25 protein-coding genes and 1 pseudogene are annotated in these 22,032 nt (G+C 39.8%); 15 read left to right on the plus strand and 11 right to left on the minus strand.

Features of this window, described 5'->3' with window-relative positions; all coding sequences use genetic code 11:
* Nucleotides 1–28: 28 nt before the first annotated feature.
* Nucleotides 29–1,039, minus strand: coding sequence for a zinc-binding alcohol dehydrogenase family protein (locus BMW38_RS08475; protein ID WP_092707251.1), 1,011 nt, complete (start codon nt 1,037–1,039; stop codon nt 29–31).
* 99 nt (nt 1,040–1,138) lie between these two features.
* On the opposite strand from BMW38_RS08475, the gene BMW38_RS08480 reads away from it, so the two are divergent.
* From BMW38_RS08480 to BMW38_RS08525, 10 genes are all read left to right on the plus strand, one after another.
* On the plus strand, nt 1,139–1,516 hold the full coding sequence (locus BMW38_RS08480; protein ID WP_003654748.1) for a winged helix-turn-helix transcriptional regulator: 378 nt from the start codon (nt 1,139–1,141) through the stop codon (nt 1,514–1,516).
* A gap of 148 nt (nt 1,517–1,664) precedes the next feature.
* Entirely contained in the window at nt 1,665–2,114 is a 450-nt protein-coding gene (locus BMW38_RS08485; protein WP_003654749.1) for a hypothetical protein, read from the plus strand.
* 35 nt (nt 2,115–2,149) lie between these two features.
* Nucleotides 2,150–4,786 (plus strand): type I DNA topoisomerase, encoded by a 2,637-nt coding sequence (topA, locus tag BMW38_RS08490; protein ID WP_092707253.1) that lies wholly within the window; start codon nt 2,150–2,152, stop codon nt 4,784–4,786.
* 88 nt (nt 4,787–4,874) lie between these two features.
* Nucleotides 4,875–5,633, plus strand: a complete 759-nt coding sequence (locus tag BMW38_RS08495; RefSeq protein ID WP_092707255.1) for a hypothetical protein — start codon at nt 4,875–4,877, stop codon at nt 5,631–5,633.
* 135 nt (nt 5,634–5,768) lie between these two features.
* Complete coding sequence (locus BMW38_RS08500) at nt 5,769–6,341, plus strand: HdeD family acid-resistance protein (protein WP_092707257.1); 573 nt, start codon at nt 5,769–5,771, stop codon at nt 6,339–6,341.
* Between the two features lie 115 nt (nt 6,342–6,456).
* Complete coding sequence (locus BMW38_RS08505) at nt 6,457–8,436, plus strand: ATP-dependent helicase (protein WP_092707450.1); 1,980 nt, start codon at nt 6,457–6,459, stop codon at nt 8,434–8,436.
* 72 nt (nt 8,437–8,508) lie between these two features.
* Nucleotides 8,509–8,748: an RNA recognition motif domain-containing protein gene (locus tag BMW38_RS08510; protein WP_003654760.1), complete on the plus strand. Its 240-nt coding sequence runs from the start codon at nt 8,509–8,511 to the stop codon at nt 8,746–8,748.
* 9 nt (nt 8,749–8,757) lie between these two features.
* The gene (locus BMW38_RS08515) at nt 8,758–9,120 is read left to right on the plus strand and encodes an ASCH domain-containing protein (RefSeq protein ID WP_092707259.1); all 363 of its coding nucleotides are present in this window, start codon (nt 8,758–8,760) and stop codon (nt 9,118–9,120) included.
* A gap of 81 nt (nt 9,121–9,201) precedes the next feature.
* The gene (locus BMW38_RS08520; protein ID WP_003654765.1) at nt 9,202–9,705 is read left to right on the plus strand and encodes a DUF6586 family protein; all 504 of its coding nucleotides are present in this window, start codon (nt 9,202–9,204) and stop codon (nt 9,703–9,705) included.
* A 112-nt stretch (nt 9,706–9,817) separates the two neighbouring features.
* On the plus strand, nt 9,818–10,096 hold the full coding sequence (locus BMW38_RS08525) for a hypothetical protein (RefSeq protein ID WP_003654767.1): 279 nt from the start codon (nt 9,818–9,820) through the stop codon (nt 10,094–10,096).
* A 36-nt stretch (nt 10,097–10,132) separates the two neighbouring features.
* Here the strand turns inward: BMW38_RS08525 and BMW38_RS08530 are convergent, their stop codons facing one another.
* The 4 genes from BMW38_RS08530 to BMW38_RS08545 form a co-directional block, all read right to left on the minus strand.
* The gene (locus BMW38_RS08530) at nt 10,133–11,842 is read right to left on the minus strand and encodes a cation:proton antiporter (protein ID WP_092707261.1); all 1,710 of its coding nucleotides are present in this window, start codon (nt 11,840–11,842) and stop codon (nt 10,133–10,135) included.
* 150 nt (nt 11,843–11,992) lie between these two features.
* Nucleotides 11,993–12,148: a 50S ribosomal protein L33 gene (gene rpmG, locus BMW38_RS08535; RefSeq protein ID WP_003654787.1), complete on the minus strand. Its 156-nt coding sequence runs from the start codon at nt 12,146–12,148 to the stop codon at nt 11,993–11,995.
* 12 nt (nt 12,149–12,160) lie between these two features.
* The gene (rpmB, locus tag BMW38_RS08540; RefSeq protein WP_000048256.1) at nt 12,161–12,397 is read right to left on the minus strand and encodes a 50S ribosomal protein L28; all 237 of its coding nucleotides are present in this window, start codon (nt 12,395–12,397) and stop codon (nt 12,161–12,163) included.
* 167 nt (nt 12,398–12,564) lie between these two features.
* Entirely contained in the window at nt 12,565–14,013 is a 1,449-nt protein-coding gene (locus tag BMW38_RS08545) for a coniferyl aldehyde dehydrogenase (protein WP_092707264.1), read from the minus strand.
* 112 nt (nt 14,014–14,125) lie between these two features.
* Between BMW38_RS08545 and BMW38_RS08550 the strand changes: the two genes are divergently transcribed.
* From BMW38_RS08550 to BMW38_RS08570, 5 genes are all read left to right on the plus strand, one after another.
* Nucleotides 14,126–14,818 (plus strand): TetR/AcrR family transcriptional regulator, encoded by a 693-nt coding sequence (locus BMW38_RS08550; RefSeq protein ID WP_004641034.1) that lies wholly within the window; start codon nt 14,126–14,128, stop codon nt 14,816–14,818.
* Between the two features lie 75 nt (nt 14,819–14,893).
* Nucleotides 14,894–15,757, plus strand: a complete 864-nt coding sequence (purU, locus tag BMW38_RS08555; RefSeq protein WP_004641036.1) for a formyltetrahydrofolate deformylase — start codon at nt 14,894–14,896, stop codon at nt 15,755–15,757.
* 381 nt (nt 15,758–16,138) lie between these two features.
* On the plus strand, nt 16,139–16,894 hold the full coding sequence (locus BMW38_RS08560) for a TonB family protein (protein WP_213031128.1): 756 nt from the start codon (nt 16,139–16,141) through the stop codon (nt 16,892–16,894).
* Nucleotides 16,895–16,937: 43 nt separating this feature from the next.
* Nucleotides 16,938–17,558 carry a MotA/TolQ/ExbB proton channel family protein gene (locus tag BMW38_RS08565; protein WP_004641039.1) on the plus strand — a complete coding sequence of 207 codons (621 nt, stop codon included), beginning with the start codon at nt 16,938–16,940 and terminating at the stop codon, nt 17,556–17,558.
* The gene (locus tag BMW38_RS08570; protein WP_003654800.1) at nt 17,558–17,962 is read left to right on the plus strand and encodes an ExbD/TolR family protein; all 405 of its coding nucleotides are present in this window, start codon (nt 17,558–17,560) and stop codon (nt 17,960–17,962) included. The genes BMW38_RS08565 and BMW38_RS08570 overlap by 1 nt, the downstream gene beginning before the upstream one ends.
* 57 nt (nt 17,963–18,019) lie before the next feature.
* Here the strand turns inward: BMW38_RS08570 and msrA are convergent, their stop codons facing one another.
* The 6 genes and pseudogenes from msrA to BMW38_RS08600 all read right to left on the minus strand — a co-directional run bounded on the left by msrA (nt 18,020) and on the right by BMW38_RS08600 (nt 22,008).
* Nucleotides 18,020–18,544, minus strand: a complete 525-nt coding sequence (msrA, locus tag BMW38_RS08575; RefSeq protein WP_092707268.1) for a peptide-methionine (S)-S-oxide reductase MsrA — start codon at nt 18,542–18,544, stop codon at nt 18,020–18,022.
* Between the two features lie 95 nt (nt 18,545–18,639).
* On the minus strand, nt 18,640–19,695 hold the full coding sequence (locus BMW38_RS08580) for an Lnb N-terminal periplasmic domain-containing protein (protein ID WP_092707270.1): 1,056 nt from the start codon (nt 19,693–19,695) through the stop codon (nt 18,640–18,642).
* Between the two features lie 14 nt (nt 19,696–19,709).
* On the minus strand, nt 19,710–20,219 hold the full coding sequence (locus BMW38_RS08585; RefSeq protein WP_092707272.1) for a dihydrofolate reductase: 510 nt from the start codon (nt 20,217–20,219) through the stop codon (nt 19,710–19,712).
* Between the two features lie 44 nt (nt 20,220–20,263).
* On the minus strand, nt 20,264–21,106 hold the full coding sequence (gene thyA / locus BMW38_RS08590; RefSeq protein WP_003654809.1) for a thymidylate synthase: 843 nt from the start codon (nt 21,104–21,106) through the stop codon (nt 20,264–20,266).
* A gap of 161 nt (nt 21,107–21,267) precedes the next feature.
* Nucleotides 21,268–21,637, minus strand: a pseudogene (locus tag BMW38_RS08595) (hypothetical protein); the annotation flags it as partial.
* Between the two features lie 11 nt (nt 21,638–21,648).
* On the minus strand, nt 21,649–22,008 hold the full coding sequence (locus BMW38_RS08600) for a hypothetical protein (RefSeq protein ID WP_009392979.1): 360 nt from the start codon (nt 22,006–22,008) through the stop codon (nt 21,649–21,651).
* Nucleotides 22,009–22,032: the final 24 nt, after the last annotated feature.

A 22,032-nucleotide genomic window follows, 5' to 3' on the forward strand; every position in this document is an offset into this window, starting at 1 on the left:
TTTATTAGGGGATATTTATTAATTTTGCTTAAAAACCATGCAATACAATTTTCCCTTTTGTCGTACCACTTTCAATTTGTTGGTGAGCCAGTTTTAGGTTTTGAGCATTAATTGGGCTTAAAACTTGTGAAACAGTGGTCTTAATTTTACCTGCGTCAACAAGTTCGGCAACCTCACTGAGTAATTCACTTTGTTTAACCATATCTTGGGTTTGATACATAGAGCGAGTGAACATAAACTCCCAGTACACTGATACAGACTTAGATTTAAAAGGTTTAATATCTAACTGTGCTGGATCATCAATTAAGCCAAAATGACCTTGTGGTGCAATCAACTCTACGATGTCTGCTAAATGTTGATCTGTTTGAGTCGTCGAGAATACATATAAAGGTGCATTTAGGCCCAATTGCTTGATTTGTGCCGTTAAAGGTTGACGATGATCTAACACATAGTCGGCACCGAGTTGCTTAACCCATTCTTTAGTTTCGGTTCGTGAAGCGGTAGAAATAATAGTGAGATTGGTTAACTGCTTGAGTAGCTGAATTGTGATTGAGCCTACTCCACCAGCTCCCCCAATCACTAAGATTGATGTATTTTCTGGGGCAACTTTTGGGACCTGTAACCGATTAAATAACATTTCCCACGCCGTGATGGCAGTTAAAGGGAGAGCTGCTGCTTCTCTTGGTTCTAAGGTCTTTGGTTTATGACCCACAATGCGTTCATCAACCAACTGTAATTCACTATTACTGCCTTGGCGATTGAGTGCACCCGCATACCAAACCACATCTCCGACTTTAAATTGTGAGACTTTGTCTCCAATCGCTTCAACGACACCTACCGCATCCCAGCCAAGAGTCTTCCACTGATTATTATCTGCGCTTACGTTGCTGCGAATTTTTGTGTCTACAGGGTTCACAGAGACTGCTTGGACACGGACAAGTAGATCATGACCTTCTGCAACCGGTGTATCTAGTTCGACGTCAACCAGTGCCTCTGGTGATGTAATGGGACCTGCTTTTTGATATGCCACAGCTTTCATAATAATAATTCCTCTTGTTGGGAGTTTGATCATAACGTAAGCTTAAATTTGGTAACTACAGACAAATAACGCTCATAGTGTCAAAAAGGATACTGTAAAATGGCAAAAGCACGGCATTCAAGTTTTGATTGTTCTCCGGGTTGTTCAGTTGAAGCAGCCATTAGTTTGATTGACGGAAAGTGGAAGTGCGTCATTCTTTGGCATTTATTTAATGAAGGCACCTTAAGGTTTAATGAAATTCGAAAGCGTGTTCCAAGCATTACCCAAAGAATGCTGACAAATCAGCTACGTGAGTTAGAACAAGACGGAATTATCCATCGGGAAGTTTATCCTCAAGTTCCGCCTAAGGTTGAGTACTCTCTAACTGATTTAGGGCGGAGTCTAGAGCAAATTTTGTTTGCTTTAAAACTATGGGGAGATGCCCATCTTGATCAATTCGGTAAATTGACATTGGTTGCGAGCGATCAGAACCCTTAAACATATTTAAATAATCTCACGGCAATTTGCACCTTGAAATACCGATATTTTGGGCCTTGCGATCTTATCGGGCATTATTTTTATGATGTAACTTGCGTTTTCTGGTCAGCTTATGCAACTCTAATAAAAGAGATTAATAGGTTTTGCTATGGACAATATGGGAATTTGGGTTACCGTTATCATTGTTCTTTTCGTACTAGGCTCCATTTTTGGTTTAAGAGTGAGCCCACGTGAAAAGGCACTTGGTATTATGCGAGATAAAGCCCGTAAAATAGGGTTGCATCCACGTGTAATTGTTGCACCTGAATGGACACATGTCCCAATGGCTACTGAAAAACGTGCCAGCATGGTTGCTTATTATAGTGTATTGATTCCTGATGCCCGTTTATCTTTAATGCGTGCTCGCGTTATAGACGGCAAGTTAAAAGTAATTCAGGGTGATGAGAAATTTAATGATTCTCCCATTGCATTAAAAGGGATTTATGCTATTGATATGCAGGCAAACTGTGTAGGGCTTTATTGGGATGAGGAATCAGACCTAAGAGCGACACAATTAGATGAGATGAAGGCTTATCTGTTGGCCTTGGCTAAAGCCTGATTTTTAAATTTATTGGTATAGGAATAACATTTTATATGGCGAATACCTCGCGCTCTGCATCTCAAAGCACAGCATCTACTGCACCTGCTGCACCTAAACGTGCCTTAGTGATTGTGGAGTCGCCTGCCAAAGCGAAAACCATCAATAAATATTTGGGTTCGCAATTCATTGTAAAGTCTTCTGTAGGTCACGTACGTGACTTGCCAACAGGCGGCAGTAAATCAACAGAGAAAAAGCCGGCTGCCCGGACTAAACTCACCGAAGCCGAAAAAGAACAAAAAGCTAGTCAGGCTTTAGTTAATCGTATGGGGGTTGATCCTGAACATGATTGGGAAGCTCATTACGAAGTTCTGCCTGGTAAAGAAAATGTTGTAGCTGAACTCAAAAAACTCGCCAAAGATGCCGATGCAATCTATCTCGCAACGGACTTGGATAGAGAAGGGGAAGCGATTGCTTGGCACCTAAGAGAAGTTATTGGTGGTGATGACAGCCGTTATCACCGCGTGGTGTTTAACGAAATTACCAAAAATGCCATTCAAGAAGCATTTAAACAACCAACACGCCTAGATTTAAATCGTGTGAATGCTCAGCAAGCACGTCGTTTCTTAGACCGTGTAGTGGGCTTTATGGTTTCGCCATTACTTTGGGAAAAAATTGCCCGTGGTTTATCTGCCGGACGTGTGCAGTCAGTAGCAGTGAAACTGGTTGTAGAGCGTGAGCGTGAAATTCGTGCGTTTATTCCAGAAGAATATTGGCAAGTTTTTGCAGATACTCAGTCCAAAAAAGATGATATTCGTCTTGAAGCATTTAGACAGGCTGGTAAAACCCTTAAACTGAAAAATAAAGCTGAAACTGACGCTTTATTAGATGTTTTAAAGGGTGCTGAATATAAAGTTGCACAGCGTGAAGATAAACCAACAAAAGTTAATCCAAGCGCACCTTATATCACCTCAACGTTACAGCAAGCTGCAAGTACGCGTTTAGGCTTTTCTGTAAAGAAAACCATGATGCTGGCGCAGCGATTGTATGAAGCAGGTTTTATTACCTATATGCGTACTGACTCAACTTTCTTGAGTGATGATGCAGTAAGCATGGTACGTGCCCATATTGAAAGCCAATATGGTGAAAAATATATACCGGCAAAGCCAAACCGCTATGGTAACAAAGCGGGTGCTCAAGAAGCCCATGAGGCGATTCGTCCATCAAATGTTGCGCTTACTGGCGATCAGCTTGCGGGTGTAGAGCGTGATGCTCAACGTCTATATGATTTGATCTGGCGTCAGTTTGTTGCGTGTCAAATGACTCCAGCAGAATATTTATCTTCTACTTTGATTGTTGAAGCAGCGAATGTTGAGTTAAAGGCGAAAGGCCGTACGCTTGTATTTGAAGGCTTCACTAAAGTACGTGGAGCGAATAAGTCAGATGACGACATTATTTTACCTGCCATTAAAGTAGGTGAAATCTTAAAGTTAGAAAAGTTAGATCCAAGTCAGCACTTTACTAAACCACCTGCGCGTTTTACTGAAGCATCTTTAGTTAAAGAGCTTGAAAAACGCAGTATTGGCCGTCCTTCGACCTATGCTGCTATTATTTCTACCATTCAGGAACGTGGTTACGTTAAGTTAGAAAACCGTCGTCTTTTCGCCGAAAAAATGGGTGAAATTGTGACGGATCGTCTTGATGAAAGTTTTAATAACCTGATGAATTATGCCTTTACGGCAGATCTTGAAGGACAGCTTGATAAAGTCGCAACAGGTGAGCGTAACTGGAAAGAGTTGCTAGACACTTTCTATGGCGACTTTAAAAAACGTTTAACCAATGCTCAGGGCGAGCAGGGAATGCGCCGTAACCAACCAGTTGAAGTGCCAGCAGTGCATTGTCCTGAATGCTCACGTCCAATGCAGATTCGTACGGGTACAACTGGTGTATTCCTAGGGTGTTCTGGCTATAACTTGCCACCTAAAGAACGTTGTAAAGGTACACTGAACTTAACACCCGTTGAGTCTTTGGCTGCGTTATCTGATGATGATGGTGCAGAAACAGCAGACTTGATGTCAAAGCATCGCTGTGAGAAATGTGGCACAGCCATGGACAGCTATGTGATTGATGGTGGTCGTAAACTGCACGTATGTGGTAACAACCCTGATTGTGACGGTTTTGAGCTTGAAGAAGGCGAGTTCAAGATTAAAGGTTATGATGGCCCAACGATCCCATGTGATAAATGTGACGGTGAAATGCAGCTTAAGACTGGTCGTTTTGGCCCGTATTTCGCTTGTACCAGTTGTGACAATACACGTAAAGTCTTGAAGAGTGGTCAACCTGCACCTCCACGTGTAGAACCAATCAAGATGGAACACCTACGTTCAACGAAACATGATGACTTCTTTGTGTTACGTGATGGCGCAGCAGGTTTGTTCTTGGCTGCGAGTAAATTCCCGAAAATTCGTGAAACACGCGCACCAAAAGTAGCAGAGTTACGTAGTGTTGCAGCTCAACTTGATCCGAAATATCAATTTATTTTGCAAGCACCAGATGTAGATCCAGAAGGTAATCCAGCAGTTGTGAAATTCAGTCGTAAGAATCAATCACAATATGTAGGCTCGGAAACACCAGAGGGTAAACAAACCAAATGGAGCCTGATTTATCAAGATGGTAAATGGGTTGAGGGTTAAACAAGCCCACTATAAAAAATGCTAGCTCAGCTAGCATTTTTTATGTCTAAAACAATAAAAGAAAATTTTAATTTTACGGGGAATAAGAATGTGGAAAAACATTCGGGTCTTATGCTTATTAATTATTTTGTTGATTGTTGCTGTTCAGGCATGGCGAGATCAAAATCAAGACTGGAATCACACAGTTGTAGTCGTTCTACATCCAGTGAATGCTGATGGTTTACAATCAACGCAGAGCTATATTCATCAGTTGAAAAACGAAGATTTTTGGGCAATTAAAAACTATCTAGATGAATGGTCACAGCATTATCGTGGGCAAACAGGAAACTTTGTAATTCGTTTAGGACAACAGTTACAGCAACGACCACCTGAGGTTCCTGAAAATGCCAATATCTTGCATGTTATTTGGTGGAGTCTAAAGTTTCGTTTTTATGCATGGCGACAAACACAACCCGAGGATAGTGGAGCATCACTCAAACTTTACTTAAATTATTATGATCCAAATTATCAGAAAGTCTTGATCCATTCGACTGCTTTAGAAAAAGGTCGCATTGGTAGTGTTAATTTATTTGCGACCAAAGCACAAGCTTCACAAAATCAAGTCGTCATCGTTCATGAGCTTTTACATGGCTTTGGAGCACAGGACAAATATGATTTAAAAACAGGACAGCCGATTTATCCTCTAGGTTATGCTCAACCAGAAAAAATTCCTCTTTATCCGCAAACTCAAGCTGAAATTATGGGGGGCCGTACTGCCTTATCTGAGCAGAGTAGTAAAATGCCTAATAATTTACAAGAAACGATCATCGGTTTACCTACTGCCCGAGAAATTGGCTGGGTGAAATAAAACTGTGGATAAATATTGCTTTATCCACATCAATTGTTAAAAAACGATGCAGATTTTATACAGACAAAAAATGTGAAATGCATCACTATTATTAGGTAGATGAAATTCTAATACCTGATAATAAGAGTAGCCATGATGAAAACTGTAGGTAATGATTTGGTACGTAATCAGTTACATGCTGACCGTAAATGGTATTTGATATTAGGCTTTGTACTTATCGGTTTTGGGCTGATTTTATTTAGTTCCTTGCCATTTGCGACTTTTTCTGTCGTTTTTTTATTTGGAATACTCATGATGGTCGGTGGTGTCTTGCATCTTGTCGCGGCTATGAGTGTTTTTAAAGGCGCAAGCCGATGGTTGTGGGCACTGTTTGGTGTGCTTTATTTAATGGCTGGCTATTACGCTTTTTCTACTCCAGTCACTACAGCTGTGGTTTTGACAAGCCTATTATCAATAGCGCTTATTATTGCGGGTGCTATACGTACTATAAATGCAATTTTACTTAAGCCCATTACAGGGTGGGGCTGGACCTTGTTTTCAGGACTGCTCACCTTATTTACTGGTATTTTAATTTTGGTTTCTAAAGATTCACCTTTTTGGGTGCTGGGAATGTTACTTGCTGTTGATATCTTATTTCAGGGAATTAACTTCCTTGGTTTAGCTTCAGCCATCAAACATCTTCCATCTAGTTCAAAAACAGTATCTTGAAAAAACAATATCGACTCAAAGAGCACTTTAAGTGCTCTTTTTGTTTTTAGGACGGGCAGACCCATCTTTGCTGGGCTCTGTTAAACTATGCCTTGGTGTGTTAGCGATATGTGTTATGAGTCTTGCAAAATTAATTAATGAACTAAATGCTCAGCAAAAAAAAGCAGCAACAACGTCTGCGCAGAACTGTTTAGTTTTGGCGGGTGCTGGTTGTGGCAAGACTAAAACGATTGTTGCACGTGCAGCCTATTTAATTGATCAAGGCTTACCAGCGAACCAAATTCAGATTTTAACTTTTACTCGACGCGCTGCGAGTGAGATTGTTGCAAGAGTAGAACAACATGTGGGAGCACAGGCAAAGGGTCTGAGAGCTTCAACTTTTCATACTTTTTGTATGTATTTACTGCGCCGTAATCCACAAGCTTTTGGGTTAAATCAATTTAGTATTATTGATCGTGATGATCAGTTGCTTATGTTTCGCTTATTAAGAGGCAAAGATAAAGATAACGTCTTGCCTAAAGCCGCAGAGCTATGCGATTTATATTCATATGCAAGAAATACTCAAACAAAGCTTTCTGAAGCATTAATCAAACAGCTTCCAGAAGCCTATGAGCATAAGACTCAAATTGCAGATTTAATGAAAACGTATGAGCAGCGAAAAAGAGAGCGTAATTTTTTAGATTACGATGATATTCTCTCAATTGTAGCTGTCCATTTGCAAAATTCTGAAGCACTCACCAACTGGGTGGCAGGCTTTTGTCAGGCATTGCTGGTTGATGAAATGCAAGATACCAACCCTTTACAATGGGCTTTATTGCAGCCGTTGATTGGCAAAGTGAAGTTGTTTTGTGTTGGCGATGATGCCCAGTCGATTTATGGTTTTCGCGGTGCAGACTTTGAAAATATCCATTCTTTTAAAGAGCGGATACCTGACGTAGTCATTTATACACTGGATTTAAATTACCGTTCGACCCAAGAAATTTTAGATTTATCAAATTGGTTATTGGAACACAGTCCAATTGATTATCAAAAACAGTTACAAGCACATCGTGGTCAAGGCCAAAAGCCACAGCTACATTTGTTTGGTAATGAGTATGAAGAGGCAAACTGGATTGCACAGGATTTAATAACGCGACATCAGCAAGGTGCAAGCTGGAATGAGCATATGATTTTGGTGCGTTCTGGCTATAGTGCGCGATATCTAGAAGGTGCTTTTATTGCTGCTGAATTACCTTACCGTTTTATTGGTGGCGTAAAACTTCTTGAGTCTGCACATGTGAAGGATGTGCTTAGCCTGCTACGTATTGTAAGTAATCCTCATGATGATTTGGCGTGGATGCGTTTCTTAACTTTGTGGGATGGTATTGGTGATGTTGGAGCTAGTAAGTTGGCTCAAGAGCTGATGGGAATTGTTGATGTCGAGGATCGTTGCCAGCGTCTGGAACGTCATGGAAAAGTTCCTTTACAGGCGATTTTAATTTTAAAACAGTTAGATGTATTGCAGCAGCATGTTGAAGCAAGTATTGGCTTAGCACTTGATGCATTAGGTGAGCAATTAGAGCAAAATTATAAAACTAAAGATTGGTCACGCCGGTTAAAAGACTTTGATTTGGTCAAGCAGCTTGCTCGTAAACATGCATCTTTAGGTGAGTTTCTTGAAGAATATGTGCTTGAACCTATTTCAGTTTCTGAAATTGAAAAAGCAGCTGATCAGGATTTAGTGACTTTAATTACGATTCATTCAGCTAAAGGTGCCGAACAGAAAGTCTGTTATGTACCTCATGTATCGCCAAATCAATATCCTTATGCAAGAGCACAGGGCGATTTTGATGATGTCGAAGAAGAGCGCCGCGTATTGTATGTTGCATTAACACGTGCAGAAAATGAATTAATTTTGACTAAGCAAAACCTCAATACATGGTCAGAAGACAATTATGACGAACAAGGTCGTAAAATCGAAAGTTATTTCCTAAATGATCTTCCTGCACATTTGGTTCAGGCAAAGATTCATAGGCAAGTACCTCAGCCATTTGCTAAAAAGCAATGGAACCGTTCACCTGCAGTAAATTTAGGTTTTGGTATCGATCTGGATTAAACTACTGTATAAGACACTGTGATTACTTAAATATATTGGCTGCTCCCTTTTATTGCCAATTAAGGTTAGAAAATGAAGATATTAGTTCGTAATTTAGATCGTGCTGTGAGTGAAACTGAAATTTTAGAGTTATTCAAAGCATTTGGTAAAGTTGAAACGTGTGTTCTTGTTACTGATAAAGACACAGGTAAATCGAAAGGTTTTGGTTTTGTTGAAATGCCTAACCCACGTGAAGCAATTAAGGCAATTAAAGGCTTAAACCTGCTTAAAGTTAAAGGCAATGGAATTCGCGTTAAAGCAGCTGAAGAATAAGTCTTCAGTGTGAAAAGACAGTTTTTAGCTCTTTCGATTGTCGCGCCAAATGGTACTCGTATCGCTGAAGGTATAAAAACACTTGAAGTGCGTTCATGGGTACCTACAAAACTGCCAATCAAAGATCTATTAATTGTCGAGAACCAAAATTTTTTGGTCAAAGATACTGTTGAAGAACAGGGAGTTGCTGTCGCTTTGGTTGATATCGACTCTATTCATGCTTGGCGAAATGATGAAATTGAGCCCGCATGTGCAACTGCTTGGAGCGAGGGATATTTTGCTTGGGTTTTAAGTAATGTTCGTCCTATAAGCCAGCCATTAAAAACTTTAGCTAAACGTAAAATTTATCAGGTTGAGCTGGATTTACCATAAATAACGTTGATTTTATTAATGGAGTCGTTAAGCTAAAGATTAGCTGTTGCAATAGCGATTTTAAAACAGGAAAGTTTAGTTATGTCACGTGTTGCTCGTTATCATGCCGATCGTACCAATCAGAAGCTCTATTTTGCGCGCTTAGCGTGTCAACAGGCTGAACAGACCGATCATGTGCAGCAGATACAAGCTCACCGTGAAGCAGCTGTATTTCACCTACATGGTGCAATGTTAGCTTTCTTGCAAGAATTGGTACGTTATTATCGTTTAAATGATTTACAACCTACCTTAAAATCTATTGAGGAACATATGGCGGCAAAAGGGCAGGTTTCTCCTGAAGTCTCTGTTTTGCAGCAATTGGCAAAAGATGGTTTTGTTGCTGAGTTAAAGCGAGCTTATCGTATGTGCCAATATGCGCCGGAACCAAAAGAGCCGACCCCTGAAGAAGAAACATCGTCTAACCTGATTATCAAAGTAACTCAAGGTCCTCAATCTTGGTTGCCTGATGTCAAAATTTTGCGTGAATGGCATCGAGAATTAACCCATTTAATTGATGGTTTTCGTAATGAAATGGTCGAGTTCTAAAATTAAACTGTCCTAGTGCTTGAAATTTAGTGTGGATGTGCCTATATAAATAAGACAAGAGATGCAAAGTGCAAGGGTGCTTTGCCACCATGTTGAAACATGGAGGAAGTATATGTCTATACAGCAATTGAAAGAGTTATTTGGAAATCAAGAAGCAGTGTTGGAATTAGTCCAACTCGAAGGTGGTGAACTTGCCTTGCGTAATGCCGGTTCTGAGAATGAACCCTTGGTCAAAATTCAATTTAGCGATGAAGTAAAAGCAATCTTAGGTGAACAAACACCTGTGGTTGCCCAACATATGATTCAGGCTGCATTGTTTGGACTGCTTGAGAAGCAGGTAAATGAGTGGCAGGCTGAGGTAGTAGACGAACAGCCTAAATTCTTGAGCTAATAAAAAGCGTACTCTTGAGTACGCTTTTTATATCAGTTAATGAATAGTTGACTGATGGGCAAGCTCGATCTGATTTACTATATGATGGCTCATATTCTTTGCCATTTCCTCTTTAGCATAGAATACTTCACCAATATTCTCATCTCGAATGATAGCCGCTTCTTCTTTACTTTCTGCACAAATTAACACCTGAATTTGAGGGTTTAATTGCTTAGCAATCGCCACAATACGGTGAATATCTAGAATATCCATAGGTGAAATCACCAAGAGCCGCGCATGCATAATATGTGCTTGAATTAAAACACTTGGCTCAGTTGCAACACCACTGACTGCTGCAATATTCGAATGACGCAGCTTTTCTACGATTTCACGATTCTCTTCGGCAATAACGACCTTAATATTCTCATTAATTAAATTTTCAGTGATACGTCGCCCCACACCGCCGTATCCCACAATGACGACCTGATCGCGTAAATAAGCTTGATCAACTTCATCAGGTAACATTGCTAATGGGTCACCACTACGTTCAAGAAGACGAGCTAAGTGAGAGCGCTCACGAATCCAGCGTTGTACTGGTTCAATTGCAGAGAATATAAAAGAGTTCAGCGTAATTGAAAATAAAGCGCCAGCTAGAATTAGGTTTTGTGCTTCTAAAGTTAATAAACCTAATGAGACACCGAGAGTTGCTAAAATAAATGAGAACTCACCAATTTGGGCCAAACTCGCGCCAACTGTAAGGGCTGTATTGATGGGGTAACGAAAGAATAAAACCAAAGCCATTGCTGCAATTGTTTTCCCCACCATAATAATGGCGATAACGGCCAAAATATGTAGTGGACGTTCTACAAGAATACTTGGGTCAAACAGCATCCCCACAGAGACAAAAAACAGAATTGAGAAAATTTCACGTAATGGAAGTGTTTCTTCTTCTGCGCGGTGGCTGAAGTCTGATTCTTTAACTACCATTCCTGCAAAGAATGCGCCTAGTGCCATGGAAACCCCAAAAATGGCATAAGACCCGTAGGCAATTGAAACAGCGGCTGCAACAACGGTCAGGGTGAATAACTCTCTTGAACCTAAACGAGCAACAAACTGCATGATAATAGGAACAACACGTTTACCTACAATCAGCATAAAGGCAATAAAGCCAACTACTTTTAATAAAGTGAGCCCAAGGGTTAACCAGATATTACCATCTGCACCTTCTGGTGCTTTCCCGCCGAGTAAAACTGCTGTAGCTGGAAGGAGTACTAAAACAAGTACCATGACTAAATCTTCGACTAACAGCCAACCTACAGCAATTTTACCATTGACTGAATCTAAAAGACCTCGGTCTCCTAAAGCTTTTAATAATACAACAGTACTCGCACACGACAGACTTAAGCCAAAAACGAGTGCAGAACCAAAGCTCCATCCCCAGAGCATGGATACGGCAACTCCCAATAGAGTAGCGACCGCAATTTGTAAAATCGCGCCTGGCACAGCAATACGGCGAACCAGCAGCAAGTCATTTAATGAAAAGTGCATTCCTACACCAAACATCAGAAACATTACCCCGAGTTCTGCAAGCTGGTTAGCAAGATGCATATCAGCTTCTATGCCGGGTGTATTTGGACTAATAATAATTCCGGCAATTAAATAGCCGATAAGAGGGGGAAGTCGTAATCGGGCTGCAAGATAACCAAAGAAGAGGGCAACACCGAAACCAACAGCAAGTAAAACAATTAAATCTACGTCATGCGGCACTAAAAACTCCTTTTACGTGAGTTAGGCTAAAGACAAGCATAAAAAATGCCAAGGCGAAATATGTGGAAAGTTTAACAAAAAAAAGCCAGGTATAAAAAAAATGCAAAAAAAAACGACCTCATTGTGAAGTCGTTTTTTTCGAGGCTAAAATTATTTGATTTTAGCTTCTTTGAAAATCACGTGTTGACGGATTTTTGGATCAAATTTTTTGATTTCCATTTTTTCCGGCATAGTACGTTTGTTTTTAGTCGTGGTATAGAAATAACCTGTACCAGCTGTAGAAACGAGACGAATCTTATCACGCATTGTTCAGACTCCTTAGATCTTTTGACCTTGAGCACGAAGGTCTGCAACAACCTTTTCGATACCCAATTTGTCAATAATACGCATACCTTTAGTGGTTAAACGAAGACGTACAAAACGTTTTTCGCTTTCTAACCAGAAACGGTGGTGGTGCAGGTTCGGCTCGAACCGGCGCTTGGTTTTGTTGTTGGCGTGTGAGACGTTGTTACCAACGACTGGACGCTTGCCGGTAACTTGGCAAACCTTAGACATGGTGTAACTCCATTGATTCAGCCAACAGCAAATCTGTGGCCAGTCATACTAAATGTAAACGGATGAATTCATTCAAGGGGCGTTTTATACCAAAAATACGATTAAAAGACAAGCGGAATTGGTAAAAACGAGGCATGATTTAGTATAACAGATCATGCCTTGATCAGTTAGCGCAACAAGGTTTTCGAAATGAAACGATGAATGGGCTTATTGAACGGTGGAAGAATGTATTTAAGACTATAAAGTTTTGGATTTGACATCACCGAACGTTCATGAGAAAGGCTAAAAAAGCCCTCTGGTCCGTGATATTTACCCATACCTGATGCCCCAATCCCTCCAAAGGGTAAATCATCCTGAGCCACATGGGTAATGACCATGTTGATTCCGAAATGTCCTGAGTGGGTGTGCTGTGCAACATAATCAGCACGCGCCTGATCATAGTCGAAATAATACATGGCTAAAGGACGTGGACGACTATTAATAAATTCGATGACTTCTTCTATTTGGTCATATTCTAAAATTGGTAGAACAGGACCAAAGATTTCGTTTTGCATAATATCCATTGCCGTAGTGACTCCAGTCACTAAAGTTGGTGGAATTTTGCGTACATCATCTAAAATTTCATTTTGAGGGTTAATTTCAACAATACGAGCACCTTGATCACGGGCATTTTCAATGTAGCCCTGAATACGGTTGTATTGCTTGTCATTAATAATAGAAGTGTAATCTTGATTATTGCGGAAATGTGGGTACATACCAGCCACAATCAATTTAAAGTTTTCTATGAACTCGGCAGTTTTCCCACGTGGCAAGAAAATATGGTCAGGTGCAACACAAGTTTGTCCTGCATTCCATAATTTACCTACAGCAATACGTTGAGCCACATCTTTCATATCCATAGATGCATGCACAAGTGCAGGGGATTTTCCGCCTAATTCAAGAATAACAGGAACCAGATTTTGAGCTGCGGCTGCCATCACTGTTTTACCAACAGAAGTTGAGCCTGTGAAAATCATTTTGTCAAAAGGCAAATGACTAAAAGCATCTGAAATAACGCCACCACCATTCACCACAGCAACTAATTCTTGTGGAAAGGCTTCTGCTAATACACTTTCAAGGACTCGCCCAAAATTTGGAGAGGCGCTAGAAATCTTGATCATGGCATGGTTGCCCGCTGCCAACGCACAGATTAGTGGTCCAACTGAAAGCAGCAATGGGTAGTTCCATGGTGTAATAATACCAATTACACCCATAGGTTGATATTGTACCCAACCTTTTGCTGGTTGATGTAATACACTGATATGGCGTTTTGAAGGTTTCATCCACGCTGTCAGATGTTTGCTGTAATATTTGATTTGTTCCAAACTGGTGAGTAACTCACCAATTTTTGTTTCCATAACTGCACGATTGCCATAATCAAGGTTAATTGCTTCGGCAATCTGATCTTGATATTTTACCAAGACTCTTTTAAGACGAGCTAAACGATCAATACGCTCTTTAGCAGTGGGTACCGGATGACGTAAATAAGCAAGCTTTTGATGTTCAAGCAAGTCATGTAAATGCTTAACATCATAAGGAAGCTGAGTCTCTGGATTTGTTTTTGTTTGACTGTTCATCGGTACTTACCAAATACATTGATATGTTTATTTTTTAGAGTAAATACTCTAAATAGTCAAGTCAGTTTATGTGTTCAAGTCTTAACCATTTGAATTATTAAAGGTTATTAAAATGTCTCAACCTAAAGCTCTGAAGACAAAAGACCGGATTTTACAAATCAGTTTGCAGCTTTTTAACGAGCGAGGTGAACGGTCGGTTACAACCAATCATATTGCTGCGGAGTTAGGTATCAGTCCCGGAAACTTGTATTATCATTTCCGGAATAAGCATGAAATCATTAAGGAATTAATGTATCAATATCAGGCCGAGACTTTGGAAGTACTTTCTTTACCTGACGATAGACCATTAACAACTAATGATAAAATCAACTATTTTCAAGTGTTAAGTGGCCAGTTATGGAGTTACCGTTTTATTCATCGCGATGTTTATCATTTAGTTGAAAGTAACGAAGACTTTAAAAAGATTTATCCACGTTTTGCAGGGCAAGTCATGCAGCAGGGGCAAAGAATTTATCAAGCCTTTGTAGATGCAGGCCTTATGAAAATGACGCCATCAGAAATTGAAGCACTCATTATTAACCTCTGGATTGTATTAACAAACTGGACAAACTTTTTATATATGTCTGGTCATATTAGTGACAATAACCATTTAGAAGAAAAATGGGTTTGGCAAGCATTACGCCAAATGGTTTTCCTTGAAGGTCCTTATCTTATGGGTGAAAGCCGAGCAACCTATGAGCAGTTGCTTGAATCTCTTGGCCCTTCTGATCTATTTGCTAGCTTATCGTCCTTAAAAGACGAATAGTTGTGCTTGTTTATTTAGGGCGCTAGAATACTCGGCCTATTAAAAAATTTATCTCAATTAAGTGATATTAACCAAATGAATATGACCACTGCCAATACAGCCCGTTTACTGATTACTTGTGAAGACAAGCCAGGGATCGTACAAGCGGTATCGAGCTTTTTGTATCACCAAGGTGCAAACATTACCGCGCTTGATCAGTATGCGACGGAAGCTCAGGGCGGACGTTATTTCATGCGTGTTGAATTTGAACTTGATCATTTACAGTCGCGTAAAGATGCCTTAATTCAGACTTTTGCTGCGAACGTTGCTGAGCGTTATAGCATGCAATGGCGTCTTGCTTTCGTAGGCGATGTTAAAAAAGTTGGTATTTTAGTTTCTAAAGTTGACCATGCATTGCTTGAGTTGTTATGGCGTCATGCACGCGGTTCGTTACCTTGTGAAATTACTCATGTCATTTCAAATCATGAAGATTTACGTGAATCTGTCGAAAACTTCGGTATTCCATTTTCTGTAATTAAAGTCACTAAAGACAATAAAGCTGAAGCTTATGCGCAAATTGATGAAATGATGCAAGGCAATGATTTATTGGTTCTTGCACGTTACATGCAGATTTTAAGCGAAGATTTTGTTGCAAAATGGGAAATGAAAATCATCAATATTCACCATTCTTTCTTGCCAGCTTTCGTGGGTGCTAATCCATATAAGCAAGCTTATGAAAAGGGTGTGAAGTTGATTGGTGCGACAGCTCACTATGTGACTGCTGACCTTGACCAAGGCCCAATTATTGAACAAGACGTTGAGCGTGTGAGTCATGACTATAATGTTGAGCAATTACGTGAGTTAGGTGAAGATGTAGAGCGTAATGTATTGGCTCGTGCAGTGAAGTGGCATTTAGAAGATCGTATTATTGTTGATGGTAATAAGACTGTTGTTTTTTAAATAATGCTTATTATAAAAAAGCACGCTTCTTGCGTGTTTTTTTATATTTAAAATTAATTTGAAATGATATAACATATCAATAATAAGTGGGTTTATTGTAGGATTAGATCTGTTCGTGGTGCAAATAGCTAAACTATTTTAAGTTTGACTAAACAAATTGTGAACAGGAGGTATCTATTGATGTAACTATGAGAAAAGTAAAGCAAAGATACTGAGCAGGCACGAAGTCATAATACAGAGTAAATGTTTTTCTCAAAAAATAGTTGCAAATGAAAACACTTCTCATTTATTATTGTGGCACTTTATTGTTCTATCCGATGTTTGAAATCGTTTCTATAAATAGAAAACTGAAATCATCATCCATTAGGTAATTAGATTCTTATGAGTCAATCTTCCGCAGCCTTAAACTCTCCCAATCCGATGAAAAAGAAAGTCATCACAGCACTAATTGCAGTTGCAATTGGTCATATCGGGGTCTTATGGGCAGTTAGCCATATTAAGCCTGCTGAATTAAAGCCAATCGATAAGAAACCTTTACAGGTACGTTTCGTAAAAATTCAAGATCAGCCAAAACCACTACCTCCTAAACCAAAGGAACCGCCAAAAAAACCGGAACCTAAGAAAGAGGTAAAAGAAGTTAAAGTTGTTGAAAAGCCTGTGACTCCACCTAAAAAAGTGGAAAAAATTCAACAGGTGAAAAAGGCTGAGACACCAAAACAAACAGTAAAGACAGAACCTAAAGTTGAAACCAAAGTGGTGACAACGACCACAACAGTCACTGAAAAAGTCGTTGAGAAACCAAAGCCAGTAGTACAAGAAGCACCTAAAGCTCAACCTGCTCCAGATCCATCACCAAAACGAGTTTCAATTGGTGGTTCGGGTGTACAGTGGAGTCGTTCACCACGATTAACAGTTTCTTCAAAAGATTTACAAGGCGAAGCACGCTCTATCATGGTACTGATTGAAGCCGATGAAAAAGGCAAGATTGTTAATGTGCGAGTGACTAGAAGTAGTGGTATTTCAAGTCTAGATGATAAAGTTGTCCGTGCTGTTCGCGGTGCGAAATTTAAACCTTATATGGAAAACGGGGTTGCTTACCCAATTAAAGCAGAGCAACCTTTTGATTTAACCCCTTAAATGAATTTGAGTCCCAACGGCTAACCTTAATCAGGAGTTCAATATGAACTTTTCAATCTATTGGCAACATGCAGATGCAGTGAGTAAAACCCTGTATTTCATCTTATTGGCAATGTCGATTGCTACCTGGACAGTTTTCATCTTACGTTTGATGGGGACTCGCCAATTAAAGCAACAAGCTTATGCTCAGCTTTCTCAGGCTATTACTTCGCTAAAAGCAAAGTTACAACCATTAAGTTTTGAGCAGCGTAAAGCAGTTGCAGAGCAGGCTCTACTTCGTCAAATTTCTGCTGAAAAAGTCAATGCTGAGAAAGGTATTTCTGTTTTAGGAACAATTGCTTCAATTGCACCATTCGTTGGTTTGTTTGGTACGGTATGGGGTATTTTCCATGCACTTGTTGCCGTGGGTAAGAGCGGACAAGCAGGTTTGGCTCAAGTGGCTACACCAGTAGGTGAAGCGCTTATTATGACGGGTCTTGGTCTTGCAGTTGCGATTCCTGCCGTATTAGCTTACAACATCTGTGTACGTGCTAACCGTGGTCTTGCTCATGATTTACAAGATCAAGCACACAGCTTATTAATTGACACGATGTTGCAGCAAGATTCTACTGTAAAGTCTGATGTTAAAACTGCACAGCAAAGTTATGTTGGAGGTCAAGCTTAATGGCTTTTCAATTGGGTGAAGACCACGATAGTGGCATAAATGAGATGAACCTCATTCCGCTAATCGACATTATGTTGGTGTTAATGATCATCTTTTTGGTCACAGCAACAGTTGCCAACCCATCGATTCCATTAACGCTTCCTAAAACAACTGCTGAAATTATTGATCCACCACCAAAAGCAATTACGATTAGTATTAATGCAAATGGTGAAGTGGCTTGGGATACTCAAGTAATTAGCCTTGATGAGCTTCAAAAACGTTTTCAAGAAGCAGGTCAAGGTGATGTTAAACCAACAGTTCAACTTCGTGCTGATAAAGAGTCGAAGTACGATACTGTTGCACAGGTAATGTCTCGCGCCAGTGAAGCCGGACTGAGCGATATTGCCTTTGTCAGTGAAAACTAAAATTTAGTTTACGCAATAAAAAAGCAACCTCATCGGTTGCTTTTTTATTGGTTTGATTTATTGATCTTTCATGAGGTGCTGGAATTTACTATATAGCTTGAGCAGCTTAGGTGGGATCGCAAAGTTGCAATAACCTTGTGAAGGATTCTTTGCATAGTAATTCTGGTGATATTCTTCTGCCGGATAGAACGTCGGGACAGGAGACAACTCAGTCACAATATCAAGCTCATCATCTTTTAGCGTTTGAATCGTATGTTCCGCTGCCTGCTTTTGCTCTTCATTATAATAGTAAATAACAGAGCGGTATTGCGTGCCGATATCATTACCTTGGCGATTTAAAGTCGTTGGATCATGAGTCGCGAAGAACACATCGAGTAACTGGGAGTAGGTTACTTGCTCTTCATCAAAATCTACTAAGATCACCTCAGCGTGCTGGGAGTCTCCTTGGCAGACTTGCTCATAAGTTGGATGAGTTGTATGCCCACCCGCATAACCACTAGTTACTTTTTCTACACCACGAATTTGTAAAAAAACGGCTTCGACGCACCAAAAGCAGCCGCCGCCAAATAAGGCCTGTTGCATTGTTTTTTCCTCTATTTCCTGCCTATTACAATAGGGGTTATGTATTTAAAATACAAAGTAAAGCATGTATAAAAAAGTAAAGAAAAGTGCATTACTTATTTCGGTTTTGGTAAACCTTGTCGAACGATTTGAGAGAAATGTTCGCTACTCTGATCTGAAAGCTGTTCAAAATTTTCAGTACGTGGGTTGATATGTGCAATTTGATACCACTGTTTTAAACTGATAGTTTGATTAAGTGCTTTAAGATCATATAAATAATTAGGTAAGTAACCTGAAGCGATTAGACGGTAATCTTTAGGAAGTTGATAGGGGTTAATCGCTTGAACCATATCAAAAATTAGAGTGGTGCAGTTACTGGTGAGGGTGTTGTACCACTTTGGCTCTGCACGAAGTTCATCAGATTTCTTTAGATATTCTAAAAATAAAGCCTTCTGCTCGCGACGTGGCATGTTGATAGGAAAATTATAAACTTGCTCTTTTCGGATGTTACTGCGTGTGTACACAATATCTTTTTCATCAGAAGCAATTAGACTAAGTTCATATTTTCTAAAAAATCCACCAATTGCCGAAAATTCTTCGGTTTTTTCTTTACGAATCTCGATTGAGAACACTAAAGGTTGCTGATTGGTAAATTCAAAACTGACCAGTGTATGGGCAATTTGTGGTCCCATCCAGTAAGAGGCAATGATGTTTATGCCATTCAACTGGTTAAGATCAAAAGTTCGAGTTTCCCACCGAACATCATAGGCCCCATCGGGATGCCAGTTGAAGTTACGAACATTATGCAGGGTAATCACATCGCCATGCTTTTCGTAGCTCAGCATATTGGCAACTTCAGGGTTCCAGTCGCGGTCTTGGCGTGCAGTAATCGAAAAATACCAAACGAGAGAGCAGGCAAATGCCAAAAGATAAATCAGGATGTCTGTACGGCGGCTAATAATATGGCCTTCCACATATAAGCCAGCCATACTGAGTGCAAAAGCAATCCAGATGCCAATGAGAATACGGCTGCCTAACCAGCCAAAAGGTTGTTGGACCCAGAGCGCTACACATATCCAAATGCTGGAGAGCACAATAAACAGCGTGAATAGACTATGTAATAGCCCCAAAAGTAGGGCAGTAATAAATTCACGTGTTCCGATATTGTGCATAGGCATCCATAGAATTATTTTTTATAAGTGGCAAATTCGAATGAAGTTCCTGATTTTTCATCAACTTGCTGTTCACTTGCAGTTTTATGAAATTCACTCGGTATTGTTGGATAATGTGCATCACCTTGCACATCTAAGTCAACATGAGTGAGTTCAAGACGGTCTGCAATAGACAAAGTCTGCTTAAATATCTCACCGCCACCAATGATGAACAATGCCTGCTTTTCAGTATTTTTTACATCTTCTAATGCTGCGTTTAAAGCATCTTCAATTGAATAAGCAACTTTAACACCGTCAAATTGCCAATTAATGTCACGGGTAATCACCCAGTTCACACGGTTTGGTAGCGCACGCCCCATAGACTCAAGGGTTTTACGCCCCATCACGACCACGGCACCTTGTGTGATTTCTTTAAAGTGTTTTAAGTCGGCAGAAATATGCCATGGCAACGCATTGCCTTTACCAATACAGTGGTTTTTGTCCATTGCCACAACGTGAACAACTTCTACATTTTGCCATGCCATAATCTTATTCTCTAAACCGTAACCTAATGAAATTTGAGTCGTCGTTATACTGCAACGGGTGCTTTAATTGCAGGATGTGACTCATACCCTACAATTTCAACATCTTCAAATTTGAAATCAAATAAGTCTTTTACTTCTGGATTCAGTTTCAATTGGCATAGTGGTAAAGGTTCACGTGTCAATTGAAGTTGTGCTTGTTCAAAATGATTGACATAAAGATGCGTATCACCGCCTGTCCAAACAAAGTCACCGACTCCTAAACCGCACACTTGAGCAATCATATGGGTGAGTAAGGCATAACTGGCAATGTTAAAAGGCACGCCTAAAAACACGTCTGCACTACGTTGATAAAGCTGGCATGACAATTTGTTATCTTGTACGAAAAATTGAAAAAGCGTGTGGCAAGGTGGTAAGGCTACTTGTCCAGCTTCATTTGGATTCCAGCCAGAAATAATTAAGCGACGTGAGTTTGGATTGGTTTTAATTTCATTAATTAACCATTTAATTTGGTCAAAACCATCTTGGTTATAAGTACCATCGGCATTTTTGGTTGCGCCGAAATTACGCCACTGATGACCATATACTGGTCCAAGTTCATGCTCTGGGCGACCAAAACGGGCAGTTTGTTCTGCTGTTGCCCATTCATCCCAAATCGAAACTTTATTATCTTTTAGATATTGGACGTTGGTGTCGCCTTTTAAAAACCAAAGTAACTCAATCACAATAGAACGGAAGTGAACTTTTTTTGTGGTGAGTAAAGGAAAACCTTTAGAGAGATCAAAACGCATTTGATGACCAAATACAGAACGGGTTCCTGTGCCTGTACGGTCGCCTTTGTCACCGCCATTATCAAGGATATGTTGTAGAAGGTCTAAATATGCACGCATAACACTCTCGAGTTCGGATTAATTCCATAAAATAAAAGGGGGAGATAGCTCAATGATAAATAATTACGCAATAGAGCTGCTTCATCATGAACCATTGAAGATGATACCTGTTGTAGCTCAAGATGAAAATCTAAAAATAGTTCTATGACATTTCAATGGGTGTAATTAATCAAATCGTTTAGCACGATTTTGATAAATCGAAACAAGAAAAAAGCCAACCAGTACAAAGCCTAAAGCTTGTAGCGCAAGAATCCATTTGTCCTGAGCTGGAAGCAGATACATCAAAATAACAACGATAAAAATAGGATAGATACTGCTTAAAAGTCTAAAGCTCGATTTATATGATTTGTTTTTTGAAATTTTGCTATTTAAGTAATGTCCAGCATGTAAACCAAAACCGAAAATAAGGCTGAGTACGGTATGAATAGGTGACAAGGGCTGAACTTGATTAGCGACGTAAACTGCCACACAAACGGCAATAATGAAGATGAGTTTGATATGGCGCGGAGCGTTGTACCAATAAGCCAACATGAAAACTAAACCTATTTCTTAAAAAGCGATTGAGGTGAAAAAATAAAAGCAGCAAGTGCCATAAAAGCAATTCCTTGCACACCCCAGATCAGCAAGTTCGGCATCGCTTTAACAAAAATAAGGGCAAACAAAAGGGCAATAGGGATCCAAGTAAATAGACGGTAGAGTAAACCAGTTGGGTTGCTTTGAGCGAAATGCAATTTAAAGTAACGACAGATTAAAAAAATAACGCCAGTTCCAGTAAACATCAGAATCGTATCTAAAGGCAGTGGTTGGTATTGATATAGCGCAATACAAATAAGCAGCGTAATAATCAAAATCACTAGTTTTTTAAATGTTGGGACTTGCGTATTAAACCAGAATTCCAGCATGGTATATCTTCATCTTGGGAGAGT

The organism is Acinetobacter sp. yr461, from assembly GCF_900110445.1.
Taxonomy (GTDB): domain Bacteria; phylum Pseudomonadota; class Gammaproteobacteria; order Pseudomonadales; family Moraxellaceae; genus Acinetobacter; species Acinetobacter calcoaceticus.

Bases quoted from the DNA above. Each gene is read 5' to 3' on its own strand.
- BMW38_RS08475 (WP_092707251.1), bottom strand. From the start codon at position 1,039: ATGAAAGCTGTGGCATATCAAAAAGCAGGTCCCATTACATCACCAGAG.
- BMW38_RS08480 (WP_003654748.1), top strand. From the start codon at position 1,139: ATGGCAAAAGCACGGCATTCAAGTTTTGATTGTTCTCCGGGTTGTTCA.
- BMW38_RS08485 (WP_003654749.1), top strand. From the start codon at position 1,665: ATGGACAATATGGGAATTTGGGTTACCGTTATCATTGTTCTTTTCGTA.
- topA (WP_092707253.1), top strand. From the start codon at position 2,150: ATGGCGAATACCTCGCGCTCTGCATCTCAAAGCACAGCATCTACTGCA.
- BMW38_RS08495 (WP_092707255.1), top strand. From the start codon at position 4,875: ATGTGGAAAAACATTCGGGTCTTATGCTTATTAATTATTTTGTTGATT.
- BMW38_RS08500 (WP_092707257.1), top strand. From the start codon at position 5,769: ATGAAAACTGTAGGTAATGATTTGGTACGTAATCAGTTACATGCTGAC.
- BMW38_RS08505 (WP_092707450.1), top strand. From the start codon at position 6,457: ATGAGTCTTGCAAAATTAATTAATGAACTAAATGCTCAGCAAAAAAAA.
- BMW38_RS08510 (WP_003654760.1), top strand. From the start codon at position 8,509: ATGAAGATATTAGTTCGTAATTTAGATCGTGCTGTGAGTGAAACTGAA.
- BMW38_RS08520 (WP_003654765.1), top strand. From the start codon at position 9,202: ATGTCACGTGTTGCTCGTTATCATGCCGATCGTACCAATCAGAAGCTC.
- BMW38_RS08525 (WP_003654767.1), top strand. From the start codon at position 9,818: ATGTCTATACAGCAATTGAAAGAGTTATTTGGAAATCAAGAAGCAGTG.
- rpmG (WP_003654787.1), bottom strand. From the start codon at position 12,148: ATGCGTGATAAGATTCGTCTCGTTTCTACAGCTGGTACAGGTTATTTC.
- rpmB (WP_000048256.1), bottom strand. From the start codon at position 12,397: ATGTCTAAGGTTTGCCAAGTTACCGGCAAGCGTCCAGTCGTTGGTAAC.
- BMW38_RS08545 (WP_092707264.1), bottom strand. From the start codon at position 14,013: ATGAACAGTCAAACAAAAACAAATCCAGAGACTCAGCTTCCTTATGAT.
- BMW38_RS08550 (WP_004641034.1), top strand. From the start codon at position 14,126: ATGTCTCAACCTAAAGCTCTGAAGACAAAAGACCGGATTTTACAAATC.
- purU (WP_004641036.1), top strand. From the start codon at position 14,894: ATGAATATGACCACTGCCAATACAGCCCGTTTACTGATTACTTGTGAA.
- BMW38_RS08560 (WP_213031128.1), top strand. From the start codon at position 16,139: ATGAGTCAATCTTCCGCAGCCTTAAACTCTCCCAATCCGATGAAAAAG.
- BMW38_RS08565 (WP_004641039.1), top strand. From the start codon at position 16,938: ATGAACTTTTCAATCTATTGGCAACATGCAGATGCAGTGAGTAAAACC.
- BMW38_RS08570 (WP_003654800.1), top strand. From the start codon at position 17,558: ATGGCTTTTCAATTGGGTGAAGACCACGATAGTGGCATAAATGAGATG.
- msrA (WP_092707268.1), bottom strand. From the start codon at position 18,544: ATGCAACAGGCCTTATTTGGCGGCGGCTGCTTTTGGTGCGTCGAAGCC.
- BMW38_RS08580 (WP_092707270.1), bottom strand. From the start codon at position 19,695: ATGCACAATATCGGAACACGTGAATTTATTACTGCCCTACTTTTGGGG.
- BMW38_RS08585 (WP_092707272.1), bottom strand. From the start codon at position 20,219: ATGGCATGGCAAAATGTAGAAGTTGTTCACGTTGTGGCAATGGACAAA.
- thyA (WP_003654809.1), bottom strand. From the start codon at position 21,106: ATGCGTGCATATTTAGACCTTCTACAACATATCCTTGATAATGGCGGT.
- BMW38_RS08600 (WP_009392979.1), bottom strand. From the start codon at position 22,008: ATGCTGGAATTCTGGTTTAATACGCAAGTCCCAACATTTAAAAAACTA.